Here is a 17641-nt window from a genome sequence, read left to right on the forward strand (position 1 = left end):
ATGGGCGATAGTATTCTTTCTCAGGCTGAAATCGATGCGCTGTTGAACGGCGACAGCGACACCAAAGACGAACCCACTCCCGGTATCGCAAGCGATAGCGATATTCGCCCTTACGATCCCAATACCCAGCGTCGCGTCGTGCGTGAACGCTTGCAGGCGCTGGAGATTATTAACGAGCGTTTCGCACGCCAGTTCCGGATGGGATTATTTAACCTGCTGCGCCGCAGCCCGGATATTACCGTGGGTGCCATACGTATTCAGCCGTATCACGAATTTGCGCGTAACCTGCCGGTACCGACCAACCTGAACCTGATCCACCTGAAGCCGCTACGCGGCACCGGACTGGTGGTGTTCTCGCCGAGTCTGGTGTTTATTGCCGTCGATAACCTGTTCGGCGGCGACGGCCGTTTTCCGACCAAAGTCGAGGGCCGCGAGTTTACCCATACGGAACAGCGTGTCATCAACCGTATGCTGAAACTGGCGCTGGAAGGCTATAGCGACGCATGGAAAGCCATTAATCCGCTGGAAGTGGAGTATGTACGTTCCGAAATGCAGGTGAAATTTACCAATATCACCACCTCGCCGAACGATATCGTCGTCAATACGCCGTTCCATGTGGAGATCGGCAATCTGACCGGTGAATTTAACATCTGTCTGCCATTTAGCATGATCGAGCCGCTGCGTGAGCTGCTGGTGAACCCGCCGCTGGAAAACTCGCGCCATGAAGATCAGAACTGGCGTGATAACCTGGTGCGTCAGGTTCAGCACTCTGAACTGGAGCTGGTGGCGAATTTTGCCGATATTCCGTTACGTCTTTCCCAGATTTTGAAGCTGAAACCCGGCGATGTACTGCCGATTGAAAAACCCGACCGCATTATTGCTCATGTGGACGGCGTTCCGGTACTCACCAGCCAATATGGCACCGTAAACGGACAGTATGCGCTACGCGTAGAACATTTGATCAACCCAATTTTGAATTCGCTGAATGAGGAACAGCCCAAATGAGTGACATGAATAATCCGTCCGATGAGAATACTGGCGCATTGGATGATCTGTGGGCTGACGCGTTAAACGAGCAAAAAGCGACCACCAATAAAAGCGCCGCCGACGCGGTTTTCCAACAGCTTGGCGGCGGCGATGTCAGCGGTGCTATGCAGGATATCGATCTGATTATGGATATCCCGGTCAAACTGACCGTAGAGCTGGGCCGCACGCGAATGACCATTAAAGAACTGTTGCGTCTGACGCAGGGGTCGGTCGTCGCGCTGGACGGGCTGGCGGGCGAGCCGCTGGATATCCTGATTAATGGCTACCTGATTGCCCAGGGTGAAGTGGTCGTCGTGGCGGATAAATACGGCGTACGTATCACCGATATTATTACGCCATCCGAGCGTATGCGTCGTTTGAGTCGTTAATGATGAAGACAGAAGCCACGGTTTCTCAGCCCACCGCGCCAGCCGGATCGCCGCTCATGCAGGTGAGCGGCGCATTAATTGGCATTATTGCGCTCATTCTGGCGGCGGCCTGGGTGATTAAGCGTATGGGATTCGTACCAAAAGGAAATAGCGTCCGGGGACTCAAGGTGTCAGCCAGCGCCTCGCTTGGCCCGCGCGAACGCGTGGTGATTGTCGAGGTCGAAAATGCGCGTCTGGTACTGGGCGTGACCGCCTCGCAGATCAACCTGCTGCACACCCTGCCGCCCGCGGAGAATGACACGGAAGCACCCGTTGCCCCACCGGCGGATTTCCAGAACATGATGAAGAACTTACTCAAGCGTTCCGGGAGATCCTGATGCGCCGTTTGTTATTCCTTTCTCTGGCGGGTCTGTGGCTTTTTAGTCCCGCCGCCGCTGCGCAACTGCCGGGGCTTATCAGCCAACCATTAGCGGGCGGAGGCCAAAGCTGGTCATTATCCGTCCAGACGCTGGTTTTCATCACCTCGCTGACGTTTCTGCCGGCGATTTTACTGATGATGACGAGCTTCACGCGTATCATCATTGTTTTTGGCTTGTTGCGTAACGCGCTGGGCACGCCCTCGGCACCGCCAAATCAGGTGTTACTCGGACTGGCGTTGTTTTTGACCTTTTTTATTATGTCGCCCGTCATTGACAAGATTTACGTGGACGCTTACCAGCCGTTTAGCGAGCAGAAAATTTCTATGCAGGAAGCGCTGGATAAAGGCGCGCAACCGTTACGCGCGTTCATGCTGCGCCAAACCCGCGAAGCCGATCTGGCGCTGTTTGCCCGTCTGGCCAATAGCGGTCCGTTACAGGGACCGGAAGCAGTACCGATGCGTATCCTCCTGCCCGCTTATGTCACCAGCGAATTAAAGACGGCATTTCAGATCGGTTTTACGATTTTTATCCCTTTTTTGATTATCGACCTGGTGATCGCCAGCGTATTGATGGCGTTAGGGATGATGATGGTGCCGCCAGCGACAATCGCCCTGCCGTTTAAGCTGATGCTGTTTGTGCTGGTCGATGGTTGGCAATTGCTTGTGGGGTCGCTGGCCCAAAGCTTTTACAGTTAGAGGCGCAAAATGACTCCTGAATCCGTCATGATGATGGGCACCGAGGCGATGAAAGTCGCTCTCGCCCTGGCTGCGCCGCTGTTACTCGTCGCGCTGATTACCGGCCTCATTATCAGCATCTTGCAGGCCGCGACTCAGATTAATGAAATGACGCTGTCGTTTATCCCTAAAATCGTCGCGGTATTCATCGCAATTATCGTTGCCGGCCCGTGGATGCTCAACCTGCTGCTGGACTACGTACGCACTCTGTTCAGCAATTTACCTTATATCATCGGATAAACAGAACGATGATACAGGTTACAAGCGAGCAATGGCTATACTGGCTGCATCTCTATTTCTGGCCTTTGCTGCGCGTACTGGCGCTGATTTCAACGGCGCCAATTCTCAGCGAGCGCGCTATTCCCAAGCGGGTAAAACTGGGGTTGGGAATAATGATTACCCTTGTTATCGCGCCGTCGCTACCGGCAAACGATACGCCGCTTTTTTCTATTGCCGCCTTATGGCTGGCGATGCAACAAATTCTGATCGGTATTGCGCTGGGATTTACCATGCAATTCGCCTTTGCGGCGGTGCGTACCGCAGGTGAGTTTATCGGTCTGCAAATGGGGCTTTCCTTTGCCACCTTCGTCGACCCGGGCAGCCACCTGAATATGCCGGTTCTGGCGCGTATTATGGATATGCTCGCCATGCTACTGTTTCTCACCTTTAATGGCCATTTGTGGCTTATTTCGCTGCTGGTCGATACCTTCCATACTCTGCCCATCGGTAGTAACCCGGTGAACAGTAATGCATTTATGGCGCTCGCCAGGGCCGGAGGGCTCATTTTCTTAAACGGACTGATGCTGGCATTGCCGGTCATTACCCTCCTGCTTACGCTCAACCTGGCGCTGGGGCTATTAAACCGCATGGCGCCGCAGCTCTCGATATTTGTTATCGGTTTCCCGCTTACCCTCACCGTCGGCATTATGCTGATGGCCGCGCTAATGCCATTAATTGCGCCGTTTTGCGAACATTTATTCAGCGAAATTTTCAATTTGCTTGCTGATATTGTTAGCGAGATGCCGATAAATAATAACCCATAATTTTTATCCTGTTTTACTAAGGTTTATCCGAAAATAAATTTTAAAAAACATTCACCAGGATATATCCGCTGCCCCTTATTTGTTTTTACTTCACTCACATAACGCAACATTCACTTTACTTTAAGATGATTCCTGGCAAATTATATGTAACTTTACGGGATAGTAAGTTCGCCTGAAAAACCGCGTAAGCGTTGTCTAAGGTGACTATTCGTGTTCCGTCTGATTATGGTGAGTTATTCAGGTAAGGGGAATTATCGTTACGCATTGAGTGAGGGTATGCCATGTCAACGATTATTATGGATTTATGCAGTTACACCCGGCTAGGGTTAAGCGGGTATCTGGTCAGCAGAGGGGTGAAAAAAAGGGAAATCAACGACATCGAAACCGTTGACGAACTCGCTATCGCTTGTGGCGCGCATCAGCCTTCGGTGGTGTTTATTAATGAGGACTGTTTCATTCATACGCCTTCAGACAGTCAACAAATAAAGCAAATCATTAATCAACATCCTGACACGTTATTTATTGTTTTTATGGCAATTGCTAATGTGCATTTTGATGAATATTTATTAGTAAGAAAAAACTTATTGATTAGCTCGAAATCGATTAAACCTGACTCGCTGGATACCATTCTTGGCGATATTCTGAAAAAAGAGTCGGGTATTTCAGGAACCATAAATTTACCAACATTATCGTTAAGTCGAACTGAATCCAGCATGTTGCGAATGTGGATGGAAGGTCAGGGAACCATTCAGATTTCTGACAGAATGAATATTAAAGCAAAAACAGTATCCTCCCATAAGGGGAATATAAAAAGAAAGATAAAAACGCATAATAAACAAGTGATCTATCATGTAGTACGGCTGACAGATAACGTCACTAACGGCATTTTTGTTAACATGCGCTGAGACATCCGGACTGGCAATGTACCTCCAGTCCGGCTCAATTAGTCCTGCTCCGCCTTCTCGACAAAAATACCATCCTGGTGACCTGACTCATTGAAGAACCAGATGCCGAGCGGGTAATCCTCCAGCGAAACCAGGTACATTGTGCCTTCACTAAATTCTTCCACTGCCAGTACCACGCCCGGTCGGCGGGGACCGCCGTCCGTTTTAACGGTTACCCGATCATTCACCTTCATCATTTTCCTCCTGTCGCTTTGTGCCAGTGTAGAACAATTTTCTGCGTCTGACAGCGCCTTGCCGGCGTGTTTGCTGGTTTTCTCAACGGTCTATACTTAGGCTGTCAGGAACCCGTGAGGTAGTGAAGATGAAAACGGCAAAAGAGTACAGTGATACGGCCAAGCGCGAAGTGAGCGTCGATGTAGATGCGCTACTGGCGGCCATCAATGAAATCAGCGAAAGCGAGGTTCACCGTAGCCAGGAAGATCCTGAGCGGGTGAGCGTAGACGGACGGGAATATCATACATGGCATGAATTAGCTGAAGCATTCGAGCTGGATATTCATGATTTTAGTGTAACAGAAGTAAACCGTTAAGAATGGCCGAAAAAAATCCCGGCCCTACGGGTCGGGATCAAACTTGCTTATGCAAGAAGCACTTGAAAATTCGTTACACCAGGAAATCTGATGTGAGATTTACCTTATCTGCAATTTTTTTGCATGACAAGTAAATATTTTTTACATGAATGATTAAGCACGCTAATAGTTCGGTAGCAAAAGTGTGACAACGCATGTGCTGCCTGGAAGCGACGGGATCGGTTCCAGTTAGCGTTCGACTTCTTTCGGGTGTGCTTTAGGACTTTTCCTGGAAATAAGCCCGCCGTTGCAACGGAAAATGAGGAAAAAATGCTCTCAATCCATGACCCCTTGCTGATTTTTACCGATCTGGACGGCACATTGCTGAACAGCCACACTTTTGAGTGGCAGCCCGCGGCTCCCTGGCTTACACGCCTGCATGAAAGCGGCGTGCCCGTGATCCTCTGTAGCAGTAAAACCGCGGCTGAAATGCTTCAGCTCCAGACGACGTTAAATCTACAGGGACTGCCGCTAATTGCGGAAAACGGCGCGGTGATCCAACTGGACGTTCATTGGGAAGACCATCCCAACTATCCCCGTCTGATTGCCGGTATTTCTCACAACGAAATCCGCCTCGTCCTGCATAAATTGCGTGAAAAGGAACAGTTTAAGTTCACCACGTTTGATGACGTTGACGATCAGGTGATAAGCGAATGGACGGGCCTAAACCGGGCACAGTCTGCCCTAACCCGTCTGCATGAAGCGTCGGTGTCGCTGATCTGGCGCGATAGCGATGAACGCATGGCGCAGTTTGTCGCCCATTTAAATGACCTGGGACTGCAATTTGTCCATGGCGCCCGTTTCTGGCATGTGCTGGACGCCTCCGCCGGTAAAGATCAGGCTGCCAACTGGCTGATAGAAGCATATCGTCGGCAGTGGCGCACGCGCCCTCTGACGTTGGGGCTAGGAGACGGCCCCAATGATGCGCCCTTACTGGATGTGATGGATTATGCGGTTGTCGTTAAAGGGCTAAACCGGGAGGGCGTACATTTGCGTAACGACGATCCTCAGCGCGTCTACCGTAGCCAGAACGAAGGGCCGGATGGCTGGCGCGAAGGAATGGACTATTTCTTTTCCCGCTCCTGAGTCGCGTCGCTGGCGCAAATACGGTTGCGTCCGGACTGTTTGGCGTAATAAAGCCGTTTGTCGGCCAGCGACTGCAACTGCTCAAAATCATAGTCGCCGTATTCCTCCGCGCTACTGATCCCCATTGACGCGCTGATACGAAGCGTCGTGCTTTTCGTCACCAGAATCTCTTTGTCATTAATGCGCTGGCGTATGCGTTCGGCAATCTGCAGCGCCTGCGCTTTCGTCGCGCCGGGCAGCACGATACAAAACTCTTCGCCCCCTACCCGTCCGGCGATGTCGTGCGCTCGAATGGTGCTGCCAATGAGCCCAGCGGCATGGGACAACACGCGATCGCCTGCCTGATGACCAAAGCGATCGTTAACGCTTTTAAAATAATCTAAATCCAGCTGTATCACAGAAAATGGCTGGCGGGCTTCCCGGTAGCGCTTTGCCAGCCTGGACGCTTTTTCAAACAGCGCGCCACGGTTATATAGCCGGGTCAGCGGATCGTGCCATGCCTGCCATTGCAGCGAATTTTGCAGAACAAACATGTTTTTGACCATATGTCGAATAACGCCCCAGGAGATCAACAGCATCGCCGTAAAAAGCACCCATAACAGCGTCAGCGCGATACTAATACTGCCAAAATTCCCTTGTATGCCTTCACGTAATGTATGCACGCGCAGCAGGACGCCATCAAAATGATCCAGCCGCTCCCAGCTTACATAATGCGTTCCTAAACGCAGCCCGCCCAGGGTATCTTTTTCTATTTCACGCGCCAGTAAGGCGCGCTCACGGTCATTTAACGTATTCGCGGTTTGTTGTTCCGGCGCGGAGTCCGTCAACAAACGGAGATGGTTATCGTATAGCTGATATTCCCCTTCAATATCCTTTTCGGCCGCATCGCGCAGGAACCGCTGTAATGACGCGACGGGAATATCCATTGCCAGTACGCCATACCAGTAATTATCGTGATCCAGCGGTAGACTGGCTGTCACTTTTTTCTGCTCGTCAGCAACATAGGGCTGTGCGGAGGTAAACCACCGCACGCCGCGCTGTGGGTTACGCCGTTGGCTTTGCTCGATAAACCAGGGCTGGGTCACGTACTGATAGTAACGGGAGACAATATCGCTACCGTACGCCGTAGGGAGAGTTGAGAGGTAAAACCCTGAGCGAGAAACATACATCGTCTCCAGCGTCAGCATGGCGGCTGAGCGCGCCAGACGCGCCAGATACCCTAACTCCAGCGTGGCGGTTAATTCATTTGCCAGGTCACGACTCTCCCGCGAAAGAAGCGTCGTCCGGGCGACAAATTGATCGGAAACGCCATATAACGGCAATGTCCGCCGCTTATCCAGCTCCAGTTGCCAGAAATGTCTGACGCGTCGTTGCTCAAACTGCGTCACCGCGCTTTGCAATGCGGAAAAAGCCAGCGGCGCCACCAGCGCTTCATGCATACCGTTGCGTAAAAAGATCAACCTGTCCATGTTGAATTGCAGTTGGCGGTCAAGGACATTCGCGACGCTCCCCAGATGATTGCGCTGACTGGCGACATACGCGTCTTTCAGTATCATCACTTCCCGCCAGGTAAGTAGCGTCGAGAACAGCATCACGATCAGAAAACAGGTGTTGACGACATGACCGGGACCAAAACGCCGCGCCAGCTTTTTAAACCAGCCTTGATTATCTAACAGTGTTTCGTGCGGCACCCTGGTAACTCCTGGTTATTGATACAACGCCCCCTGATGGCTTACGGTAGCCAGACCTCATCAAGGGATACCACTCAATCCTGGCATAACCAGGTAGCAGCATGTCGCAGCGCGACGACTCTTTTTCTCCACAGCAAAACGCCCGGCATTAACCGGGCGTTTTGTCATCGGGCTTCGTCCCGCACGCGCCTTTCCTTGCCTGGCACGAGCTCATTCTCATGGAATGCCTCCCGCTTTACGCCAAAACCATCATACCAGCGACACTCTACCATTCCGCTGGAATAACCGGTGACGATCATCCGGGGCCCACCCTCTTTCACGGTAACTTCCTCACTGACAGAAAAGACCATACCTGCCTCCTGTATCAGATGAAACGTTTTCACCTTAGACGAGGATGGGCAATTTTGCATAATTCATTGTAGAAAATCAGTGCGAAACACCGCGAATTTTCGCCACACCTTTCACCAGCGCCACCACAATGGCGCCGATAATAAAGCCGAGCACCAGATTCAGCCCCGCAGGGATCGTATGCGCCATGAAAGCCCCCTGCTGCTGCGCAAAATGTTCAATGGCATGGTGTAGCGGCGCAATACCGTGTACGACAATCCCGCCGCCGACCAGAAACATCGCCAGCGTACCGACAATGGATAATGCTTTCATTAACCAGGGCGCGATAATCAGTAATCCTTTACCGACGCCCTGCGCCAACACGCTACGCTTTTCCGCCAGCCAGTACCCCATATCATCCAGTTTGACAATAATACCCACCAGGCCATACACGCCAATAGTCACAACCAAAGCAATCCCCGCCAGCACCAACACCTGATTAAGCAGCGGCGCCTGCGCGACAATCCCCAGGGTAATGGCCACAATTTCAGCGGAAAGAATGAAATCGGTACGGACCGCCCCTTTTACTTTATCTTTTTCAAAGGCCAAAGGATCTTGCGCAGCCAGCGCCTCAAGACGTTTTTGCCGCTCCGCCGGGTCTTCTTTGTGTTTTCGCGCCTCAAAGGTATGCAGGACTTTTTCTACCCCTTCAAAGCAGAGAAACGCGCCGCCTAACATTAATAAAGGCGTGATGGCCCACGGGATAAATGCGCTTATCAGCAGCGCCAACGGCACCAGAATAACCTTGTTGATTAATGATCCTTTCGCCACGCTCCATACCACTGGCAGCTCGCGATTAGCGCGAACGCCGGTCACCTGCTGCGCATTGAGCGACAGGTCGTCCCCCAGTACGCCCGCGGTTTTTTTCGCGGCCAATTTGCCCATTACCGAAATATCGTCCAGCAGCGTGGCGATATCGTCGAGTAATGTCAGTAAGCTACTTCCTGCCAAAATGATTTCCTCGGTCTTTTCTTCTAAGACGTTAAGTATGTAGCAAAACGCGCAATGCCGAAACCGGCGGCGCGGGTCAACGCCTTTTTATTCCAAAAGGACAATTATAATGCTCGCCAGCATAATAATTTTGACGTTTACTATATCCACCCTTTTTATTTCACCGTGAGTGATTATGCGTTTCCGGCAGTTATTACCTCTTTTTGGCGCGCTTTTTGCCTTGTACATCATTTGGGGGTCTACCTATTTTGTTATCCGCATAGGCGTTGAAAGCTGGCCGCCGCTGATGATGGCAGGCGTACGTTTTCTCTCGGCGGGGATGTTGCTCATGGCGTTTTTGCTGCTGCGCGGCGAAAAACTTCCGCCGCTGCGCCAGACCATCAACGCCGCGCTGATTGGTCTACTGCTGCTGGCGGTGGGTAACGGTCTGGTGACGGTGGCGGAGCATCAAAACGTGCCATCAGGCATTGCTGCCGTCGTGGTCGCCACTGTCCCGCTATTTACGCTGTGCTTTAGCTACTTTTTTGGTATTAAAACGCGCAAATTAGAATGGGTGGGGATTGCCATTGGACTTGCCGGGATTATTCTGCTGAACAGCGGCGGCAATTTAAGCGGCAATCCGTGGGGCGCGATTTTGATCCTGATAGGTTCGATGAGCTGGGCATTTGGTTCCGTTTACGGCTCGCGCATCGCCCTCCCTGTGGGCATGATGGCGGGCGCGATTGAAATGTTGGCGGCGGGCGTGGTATTGCTTTGCGCGGCGTTTCTTTCCGGCGAAAAGCTCGCCACGCTGCCGGGCTTATCGGGGTTTATGGCCGTCGGCTACCTGGCGTTGTTCGGTTCTATTATCGCCATTAATGCCTATATGTACCTGATTCGCAACGTCAGTCCGGCGCTGGCGACCAGCTACGCCTACGTGAATCCGGTTGTCGCCGTGTTGCTTGGCACCGGCCTGGGTGGCGAGAGGTTATCGCCCGTTGAATGGGCCGCGCTGGGTGTGATTGTGTTTGCCGTAGTGCTGGTGACTCTGGGTAAGTACCTGTTTCCTGTCAAGGCGGTGGTCACGCCGTGTAAAACGGAAGATTCACGCCAGTAGATGAATCCCCTGGGTGTCGATCTGCGCGCTGGCGCCGCCGCCGCAGATCCACTCTTCCAGGCGCTCCGCCAACGCCGCGTCGCTCAATTTCGCTCGCCCGCGCAAGGCGCACTCCCAGACGATCAGTACCCGCCAGCCAAGCGCCTGTAAACGCTGAATATCGCGCTCATCGCGCTCAACGTTCTTACCGATTTTTTCCAGCCAGAAAGCCGTCCGCGTGGCCGGTACTTTGAACAGATAACAGTGGTGATGATGCCAAAAGCAGCCGTGAGTAAAAATCACACAATCATAGTCATTCACCACAAAGTCCGGCTTGCCTGGTAATGTCGCGTCCTGAGTATGAAACGTAATCCCCTGCGCGCTTAGCAGGCCGGCAAGACGTTTTTCAATAGCCGTATCGCGGGTCGCTATCGCGCGCATATTTTTACTGCGCGTGGCTTTATCGTGAACGTCCGCCATCTACCGTCTCTCTCTGACGCAGCGTCACCGCCTGGTGAATTTTGGGTTCCAGCAGCTTTGCTACCGCGGCAAATACCGGCACCACCACGGAATTGCCAAACTGGCGATAGGCCTGCGTATCCGAGACAGGTATCCTGAACTGGTACGTTTGCGGCGCCTCAAATCCCATTAAACGCGCGCACTCTCTCGGCGTGAGTCGGCGGGGACGATGTTGTTGGTTGCCAGCATCGTCGAAATCCACTTCGCCTTTCGCCATATCCCAACCACGATCGATCAGAATTTCGGCGCCATCTTTGTAGTAACGAGCAGATAACGTGCGCGCCACACTTTCCGGATTGTCAGGATAAACCATGCCATAGCCAAAACCGTTTCCCCGCGCCTGGTGCTTTTTCGCGTAGCGATATAAATACTTCCACAGCACCGGCGTCAGGATATATTTGGCTTCGACGACGGGCTCCAGCAGTTCTGCCAGCGTCGGACGGCGCAGTGGATAACAGCGGGCGATATTGCGTAACGTAAAATCGGTTTTCAGGTTTAAATCGCGGCGGAATCCCACCAACACAATACGTTCCCGATGCTGAGGAAGAAAGTGCTGCCCGTCGATAATTTTCGGATCGTCCGGGCCATTGTCAGCGGCATCCGCCACGTCATATCCCAGTTCATCGAGCGTTTGCATAATAATGCGGAAGGTGTTGCCCTGGTCGTGACTTTTAAGATTTTTCACGTTTTCCAGCACAAACAGCGCGGGGCGGCGAGCGTCGATAATTCTTACGACATCAAAAAATAACGTCCCCTGAGTCTCGCAGGCAAAGCCGTGGGCGCGGCCCAGCGCATTTTTCTTGGAAACGCCCGCCAGAGAAAATGGCTGACAGGGAAAGCCCGCCAGCAGGACATCATGTTGCGGAATATGCTGGCGAATGTGTTCCGCCGCCTCATCATCGCTGACCCCTTCCCGGTGGCTCAACGTGATATCGCGGATATCTTCATTAAAGCGATGTTGCAGCGGATCGCAAAAATAGTTCGCTTTATATGTCCGTACCGCGTGCTTATTCCATTCGCTGGTAAACACGCACTGCCCGCCTATCGCTTCAAATCCGCGGCGAATGCCGCCGATGCCCGCGAAGAGATCGATAAAACGAAAGGCGTAATGTGGATGATGCGCTGGCGGCGTCGGCAACTCTGTTTTAAGACAGGTGAGTTCATTGTCGCTCAAACGATGCCATGCCGCGTTCATCATTACGCGCTTTAAGATGGCCGGGCTCCAGTGCTGTTCGCCCAGGCCGTTAAGGTGCGCCACCAGCGTTTTAACATCGTAGATTTCCAGCAATTGACTCAGCATCGCCTGGATCTCGCTTCCGGCGTCGTCGGCGATGAGGTTCCGGGCGTGTGTTACTGAAATATTTTCCTGCATACATTTAACCGGCCAAAAATAATTGCCGACAGACTAACATAAAATGACGCGGTTTACGTTTCAGCGGCAGGGGTTACTGATGCGTAGCAAACATCTGGATGACCGCCTCATCCCGTGTTTCATAGTCGCCTTTCAGCTCAGCGCTCAGTTTCGCCATGTACGACACCAGAAAATCCGCATTACGCTGCGCCAGGTACTTGCCCCGTTCAGTCTGCATCGTCAGCGGCAGTTTCAGCAGCTTGGTTTGAAAATGGTCGAGCGCGAATTGCTTATCGTTAAGAGGCCGTCTGTCGGCAAAGGGATCGTCGGCATCAAACAGCGCGACGCCCAGCGCGCCGGAGACCGCGAAGACCCGCGCCAGACCAATGGCGCCCAACGCCTCCAGCCTGTCTGCATCCTGCACGATTTTTGCCTCTGGCGTGGCGGGCGCAATATTTGCGCTGAAACTATGCGCTTCGATAGCATGACAAATGCCCGCCAGTTTTTCTGCCGGAAAGTCAGGAAAATCCCGCAGAAAAATACGCCGGGTTTCTGCCGCCGCCAGAATGGAAGAACGATGCCGCTGCGGATGATTTTTCGCCAGGCTGACGATGTCATGGAAATAACATGCCGATAGCACCACCAGCCAGTCGACAGGACTGTTTTCCCCCAGCGTTTGCGCGGTTGCCCAAACACGACGAAAATGGAAGATGTCATGGGCGGCATCCTGTTCCTGATGGTGGTGACGTAGCCAGTCTTCAAACTGCGATTGCCAGTATCCTGAGTCCATACGCCCTCTCTTTATAGCAGACCATTTTTATTACATGCCTGAGCACAGGGTTCGCTATCCTGACATATCCGCCACCACTTTACATCCCTGCTTACTTGCGCGTTTCTGGCTTAGTGTCGGCGGGATAAGCCCTGTTTTTGCGAGGCCGGGTATACCAGGCAATACTCCCCAGAATAAGCCAGACGACGCCCAGCGAAAGCGCGTTAAGCCATTTTTCCGTTGCGCTGCCAGGAGTGCTGATTGGGCCGAGAACCGGCTCGGTTTGTATGGCGGACATCAGCCACACGCAACGCGCCATCGCCCAGATGAAGTAGCCGCAAAAGGTATAAAAAACCCATAACGCTAATTTGCCACCCATGCTACGGGTGGCGTTGTCCTCCCTGGTACTCAAACTTTACTCCGCTTTTGTGATGTAAGTCATATGACATTAATTACATTATAATGTGACATTAGTCACATTTCGACCATAGAATACCTTATCCACCTGTTTTGGTTATTCATTCCACAAATAGTTTATTCTCAGTTAATGTTACGCCTGGCGCTGAACCTGCTGTTAAATAAGGGAATGGTGATTGAATCGCACTCTGATGCAGAATAACCCATAACCAGAACAACTTATTTTTACGCACCGCGATAGCGTTTTATTTTATTAGCATTAAGTGTCAGAATGATTCGGTTATTAGCCTTTTATCATTTATTTTATCATTACCCACATTACCGGCATTTATGCCGGTTTTTTTTATGTTTTTTCATAATCAAAGCATCAAATACATATAAAAAACAAATTATATTCACACCAACAACCATCAAATCAAAACACATAACCCATTGATAAAAAATGATAATTATAGAATATATATTCTTAGTTACTTATATAGTCTGTATTATAAAAAACCAAATAGAAACAAATTGAAATATTTTAAATACCTTTGTTACATGTTATTTTTTAAATTCCATGAACTTCATAGAATAGTATCAATTTGTAGTTTTGTTGAAGTGGCTACATATTCATATAAATTATTATCATAAGGGAATACATAATGAACAGAAAAGTTCTGGCACTGCTTGTCCCGGCGTTATTAGTGGCAGGCGCAGCAAATGCGGCTGAAGTTTATAATAAAAATGGCAACAAACTCGACCTGTACGGCAAAGTTGATGGTCTGCGTTACTTCTCTGACGATGCAGGCAGCGACGGCGATAAGTCCTACGCCCGTATTGGCTTTAAGGGTGAGACGCAAATCAACGATATGCTGACCGGCTATGGTCAGTGGGAATACAACATGCAGGCGAGTGGCACTGAAGGTAACAGGGATACGTCCTGGACTCGTCTGGGCTTTGCCGGTCTGAAATTCGGCGAGTACGGCTCTTTCGATTATGGCCGTAACTATGGTGTTATCTACGACGTTGAAGCCTGGACCGATGTGCTGCCGGAATTCGGCGGCGACTCTTACACCCAGACAGATGTATATATGCTTCAGCGTGCTAACGGCCTGGCCACCTATCGTAACACCGACTTCTTCGGACTGGTGGAAGGCTGGAACTTCGCGCTGCAATACCAGGGTAATAACGAAAGTGGCAAAAACGGATTTGGCCAGGAAGGCTCCGGTAACGGAACTAACCGCGGTGCAGATAAAGAAAACGGTGACGGTTTCGGCATCTCTACCTCTTATGACTTTGACTTCGGGTTAAGCCTGGGGGCTGCTTATTCAAGCTCAGACCGTACCGATGCCCAAGTGGGTAATGGATATGGTGATGGTCATCATTACTATGGCAACAATGATGCCGGCGGTGAAACTGCCGAAGCCTGGACCGTAGGTGTCAAATATGACGCCTATAACGTATACCTGGCGGCGATGTACTCTGAAACCCGCAATATGACCTCTTATGGAGACGGCGACTCTCACTCTGCAGACTATAGATTAGGTGGCGGCGGTATCGCTAACAAAACCCAGAACTTTGAAGTGGTTGCGCAGTATCAATTCGATTTCGGTCTGCGTCCGTCCATCGCCTACTTGCAGTCTAAGGGCAAAGATTTAGGCGGCCAGGATATGGATAGCCGTGGTAACTATCGTTACACCGACAAAGATCTGGTTAAATATGTTGACGTCGGTATGACTTACTACTTCAACAAAAATATGTCCACCTACGTTGATTATAAAATCAACCTGCTGGACGAAGATGATGACTTCTACGCAAACAACGGTATTGCAACCGATGATATCGTAGGTGTTGGTCTGGTCTACCAGTTCTAAGACGCTTTATGTTATTCAAGCCCGTGCTTAGCGCGGGCTTGTTATTATAGGGCAAGAATTAAATAACGGATAACGGCGCAAAGACAGGTGACCTGGTTTCATCGGATAGATGAGGACAATTTCGCTCTTTTCAGGCGCTGTCTGCAAGAGAAATAACACTTTTGGGGAAAGGAAAATGCCACTATAGATGATGGATGCCAGCGTCTATAGATGATAATCATCCGGGCATAAAAAAAGCTCCTGTACGGAGCTGATATGAATTATTTTCTAAAATCTGGCGGAACCTGTCCTGAGCGAATGTATAATCCAACATTATCAAAAGTGATCATGGTTGACTTACAAAAAATACATTTCGCGCCAAATGGGTTTTGCTCAGTAACATCGAATGTCGATGTTCTGTATTGTGAACCATGGCAACATGGACACCGGAAGTGAATTTTATTAGTAATATCAGATACCTTAAAGCGCCACAACGTTGACCGCTGATGGACCTTTTGGTCCCTGCTCTACTGAAAACTCCACTTCCTGATTTTCATTCAGAGTGCGGAATTCATTACTTTGAATGGCGGAAAAATGCACAAACACATCTTTGCTGCCATCTTTAGGCGTAATGAAACCAAAGCCCTTTTCAGGGTTAAACCATTTTACTAAACCAGTGATTTTCGTCGTCATAATATTGTTACCTTTTGAATGAGCCCTTGGGCAAAATGGCCTGAAGAAAATTATCAGAGAGAAAAAAACCTAAAGGAGATCTCAAGAGGAACAAATGATGAGAAATATTACAATCACTACTTCAGATAAGTTTGTATCAAACCGCACAACCATTAACGCATGGTTAACTGCACATAGCAAGCTTTAGTTTTGTTAAAAAAATATTAATTGTTTTTTAGCATTATCACGCTGATTGCCATACTCTTTTTATCCATGCCCGTCGCTACGGCTGAAACCTGGCGTAAATAAGTTACGTCTCCCAACGCCTACCTGGCAATAAACGCGCCACATTTTCTGATGTCGTAAACCAGAATACATGCGCATCATCGTGAGAGGTTCCTGTGATCTCGTGTGACCAAAACCGGTTAGAGAACGGGGATGATTTGGCAACTATCTCATGCATTGATCGCACAAGTTACTTAACACGCAGTAGATCAGAGTATCTTGTGGTGTACCGAGGCGAAAGCATTTCTCGCTTCATAGCCCACTGTTGCGACATCCCCTGCCCGGCGAAGTACAGTGTCCCCTTCCCGTCTTTTGCGTTAAGATGGTCCAGTACTTCCATCAGCTTCTCACTACCGGCGCGCGGCGCGTTATCGTCGAAAAGGTTGAGTTGCGCTACGCCCTGACTGAAGAAGTCACCCAGCATCACCCCCGCTTTCTGGTAGCGATGGCCGTCGCGCCAGATTTTATCCAGGCATTTCACAGCCGCATTGATAATGTCGCGTGAATCCTGCGTGGGGGTGAGAAGCGTCACCGCGGCGCTGTTACCGTAGTAGGGCTCGTTCAGGGCAAAGGGGGATGTTTTGACGAATGTTGAGATGAAACGGCAGTACTGGGGCTCGCCGCGGAGTTTTTCTGCCGCGCGCGCAGCGTAGCTGTAAATAGCCTGGCGCATTTCCTCATAGTCTGTGACCCGCTCGCCGAAAGAGCGGCTACAAACGATTTCCTGCTTTGCCGGCGCAAACTCTTCAAGCTCCAGACATGGCTCTCCGCGAAGCTCTCTCACGGTACGCTCCAGCACGACATTGAAGTGTTTCCTGATGATCCAGGTACTTTGTTCAGAGAGATCGAGAGCAGTCTTGATGCCCAGGGCATTGAGCTTCTTACTGATGCGTCTGCCGACACCCCAGACATCCTCTACGGGTATCAGGGCCAGCAGCCGACGCTGGCGATCGATGTTCGACAGGTCAACCACCCCGCCGGTCTGGCGCTGCCACTTTTTCGCAGCATGGTTAGCCAGCTTGGCAAGGGTTTTCGTCTGGGCAATGCCTACACCGACAGTCAGGTGCGTGCGCTTCAGGACCGTCGCTCTTATCTCGCGCCCGAAATCTGTCAGATCCCGGCAGTTTCGTACTCCCGTCAGATCACAAAAAGCCTCATCAATGCTGTAAATTTCTACCCGCGGCGCCATCTCCTCGAGTGTGGTCATTACCCGGTTCGACATATCAGCGTAAAGCTCGTAATTACTGCTGAAGCAAACAACACCGGATCGCCGGAAGCGTTCTTTCTGTTTGAAGAATGGCTCACCTGGTGCGATACCAAGCTGTTTCGCCTCGGCGCTACACGCGATAACGCAGCCATCATTGTTTGATAACACCACCACCGGTCGGCCACATAAATCAGGACGAAAGACCGTTTCGCAGGAGGCGTAAAAGCTATTAACATCGCAGAGCGCGAACAT

General features: G+C 50.8%; 22 protein-coding genes. 11 read left to right on the forward strand and 11 right to left on the reverse strand.

Annotated elements, in window-relative coordinates; all coding sequences use genetic code 11:
- From fliM to rcsA, 7 genes are all read left to right on the forward strand, one after another.
- Positions 1–1005 carry a flagellar motor switch protein FliM gene (gene fliM / locus J4614_RS05090; RefSeq protein WP_000502811.1) on the forward strand — a complete coding sequence of 335 codons (1005 nt, stop codon included), beginning with the start codon at positions 1–3 and terminating at the stop codon, positions 1003–1005.
- Positions 1002–1415: a flagellar motor switch protein FliN gene (gene fliN, locus J4614_RS05095; protein ID WP_001282111.1), complete on the forward strand. Its 414-nt coding sequence runs from the start codon at positions 1002–1004 to the stop codon at positions 1413–1415. The genes fliM and fliN overlap by 4 nt, the downstream gene beginning before the upstream one ends.
- The gene (gene fliO / locus J4614_RS05100; RefSeq protein ID WP_000978280.1) at positions 1415–1792 is read left to right on the forward strand and encodes a flagellar biosynthetic protein FliO; all 378 of its coding nucleotides are present in this window, start codon (positions 1415–1417) and stop codon (positions 1790–1792) included. Before fliN ends, fliO begins: the two co-directional genes overlap by 1 nt.
- Positions 1792–2529 carry a flagellar type III secretion system pore protein FliP gene (gene fliP / locus J4614_RS05105; RefSeq protein ID WP_001253411.1) on the forward strand — a complete coding sequence of 246 codons (738 nt, stop codon included), beginning with the start codon at positions 1792–1794 and terminating at the stop codon, positions 2527–2529. Before fliO ends, fliP begins: the two co-directional genes overlap by 1 nt.
- A 9-nt stretch (positions 2530–2538) precedes the next feature.
- Positions 2539–2808 carry a flagellar biosynthesis protein FliQ gene (fliQ, locus tag J4614_RS05110; RefSeq protein WP_000187355.1) on the forward strand — a complete coding sequence of 90 codons (270 nt, stop codon included), beginning with the start codon at positions 2539–2541 and terminating at the stop codon, positions 2806–2808.
- A gap of 8 nt (positions 2809–2816) precedes the next feature.
- Positions 2817–3611, forward strand: a complete 795-nt coding sequence (gene fliR, locus J4614_RS05115) for a flagellar biosynthetic protein FliR (RefSeq protein ID WP_000616953.1) — start codon at positions 2817–2819, stop codon at positions 3609–3611.
- 281 nt (positions 3612–3892) lie between these two features.
- Positions 3893–4516, forward strand: coding sequence for a transcriptional regulator RcsA (gene rcsA / locus J4614_RS05120; RefSeq protein WP_000103971.1), 624 nt, complete (start codon positions 3893–3895; stop codon positions 4514–4516).
- A 38-nt stretch (positions 4517–4554) separates the two neighbouring features.
- Here rcsA and dsrB read toward each other — a convergent pair whose 3' ends face one another.
- Positions 4555–4749: a protein DsrB gene (gene dsrB / locus J4614_RS05125; RefSeq protein WP_000867218.1), complete on the reverse strand. Its 195-nt coding sequence runs from the start codon at positions 4747–4749 to the stop codon at positions 4555–4557.
- Between the two features lie 128 nt (positions 4750–4877).
- Between dsrB and yodD the strand changes: the two genes are divergently transcribed.
- Together yodD and J4614_RS05135 are read left to right on the forward strand one after the other, a co-directional pair.
- Positions 4878–5105, forward strand: a complete 228-nt coding sequence (gene yodD / locus J4614_RS05130) for a YodD family peroxide/acid resistance protein (RefSeq protein WP_000844798.1) — start codon at positions 4878–4880, stop codon at positions 5103–5105.
- Positions 5106–5414: 309 nt separating this feature from the next.
- The gene (locus J4614_RS05135) at positions 5415–6230 is read left to right on the forward strand and encodes a mannosyl-3-phosphoglycerate phosphatase-related protein (protein WP_000948788.1); all 816 of its coding nucleotides are present in this window, start codon (positions 5415–5417) and stop codon (positions 6228–6230) included.
- Here J4614_RS05135 and dgcQ read toward each other — a convergent pair.
- The 3 genes from dgcQ to J4614_RS05150 all read right to left on the reverse strand — a co-directional run bounded on the left by dgcQ (position 6209) and on the right by J4614_RS05150 (position 9265).
- Positions 6209–7921, reverse strand: coding sequence for a cellulose biosynthesis regulator diguanylate cyclase DgcQ (gene dgcQ / locus J4614_RS05140; protein ID WP_001119818.1), 1713 nt, complete (start codon positions 7919–7921; stop codon positions 6209–6211). The genes J4614_RS05135 and dgcQ overlap by 22 nt on opposite strands.
- Positions 7922–8085: 164 nt before the next feature.
- Positions 8086–8271 (reverse strand): YodC family protein, encoded by a 186-nt coding sequence (locus tag J4614_RS05145; RefSeq protein ID WP_000232161.1) that lies wholly within the window; start codon positions 8269–8271, stop codon positions 8086–8088.
- 76 nt (positions 8272–8347) lie between these two features.
- Entirely contained in the window at positions 8348–9265 is a 918-nt protein-coding gene (locus J4614_RS05150; protein ID WP_085920526.1) for a DUF808 domain-containing protein, read from the reverse strand.
- Between the two features lie 169 nt (positions 9266–9434).
- Between J4614_RS05150 and yedA the strand changes: the two genes are divergently transcribed.
- On the forward strand, positions 9435–10355 hold the full coding sequence (yedA, locus tag J4614_RS05155) for a drug/metabolite exporter YedA (protein ID WP_001212264.1): 921 nt from the start codon (positions 9435–9437) through the stop codon (positions 10353–10355).
- Here yedA and J4614_RS05160 read toward each other — a convergent pair.
- The 4 genes from J4614_RS05160 to drpB all read right to left on the reverse strand — a co-directional run bounded on the left by J4614_RS05160 (position 10344) and on the right by drpB (position 13385).
- Positions 10344–10814, reverse strand: a complete 471-nt coding sequence (locus J4614_RS05160) for a very short patch repair endonuclease (protein ID WP_000785978.1) — start codon at positions 10812–10814, stop codon at positions 10344–10346. The genes yedA and J4614_RS05160 overlap by 12 nt on opposite strands.
- On the reverse strand, positions 10795–12225 hold the full coding sequence (locus tag J4614_RS05165; protein ID WP_001642793.1) for a DNA cytosine methyltransferase: 1431 nt from the start codon (positions 12223–12225) through the stop codon (positions 10795–10797). Before J4614_RS05165 ends, J4614_RS05160 begins: the two co-directional genes overlap by 20 nt.
- A gap of 73 nt (positions 12226–12298) precedes the next feature.
- Positions 12299–12994, reverse strand: coding sequence for a phosphohydrolase (locus J4614_RS05170; RefSeq protein ID WP_023207910.1), 696 nt, complete (start codon positions 12992–12994; stop codon positions 12299–12301).
- Positions 12995–13085: 91 nt separating this feature from the next.
- Positions 13086–13385, reverse strand: coding sequence for a cell division protein DrpB (gene drpB / locus J4614_RS05175; protein WP_000107430.1), 300 nt, complete (start codon positions 13383–13385; stop codon positions 13086–13088).
- Between the two features lie 649 nt (positions 13386–14034).
- On the opposite strand from drpB, the gene ompC reads away from it, so the two are divergent.
- On the forward strand, positions 14035–15246 hold the full coding sequence (gene ompC / locus J4614_RS05180; RefSeq protein ID WP_023207908.1) for a porin OmpC: 1212 nt from the start codon (positions 14035–14037) through the stop codon (positions 15244–15246).
- A gap of 260 nt (positions 15247–15506) precedes the next feature.
- Here the strand turns inward: ompC and J4614_RS05185 are convergent, their stop codons facing one another.
- From J4614_RS05185 to J4614_RS05195, 3 genes are all read right to left on the reverse strand, one after another.
- Positions 15507–15695, reverse strand: coding sequence for a hypothetical protein (locus tag J4614_RS05185; RefSeq protein ID WP_024131109.1), 189 nt, complete (start codon positions 15693–15695; stop codon positions 15507–15509).
- Positions 15696–15705: 10 nt separating this feature from the next.
- Complete coding sequence (locus J4614_RS05190) at positions 15706–15918, reverse strand: cold-shock protein (protein WP_000208509.1); 213 nt, start codon at positions 15916–15918, stop codon at positions 15706–15708.
- A 454-nt stretch (positions 15919–16372) separates the two neighbouring features.
- Entirely contained in the window at positions 16373–17641 is a 1269-nt protein-coding gene (locus J4614_RS05195; RefSeq protein ID WP_208293086.1) for a Y-family DNA polymerase, read from the reverse strand.

The sequence above is a fragment of the Salmonella sp. 32031103-2018-00083-FB-01-SM-01 genome, assembly GCF_017571995.1.
Taxonomy (GTDB): domain Bacteria; phylum Pseudomonadota; class Gammaproteobacteria; order Enterobacterales; family Enterobacteriaceae; genus Salmonella; species Salmonella enterica.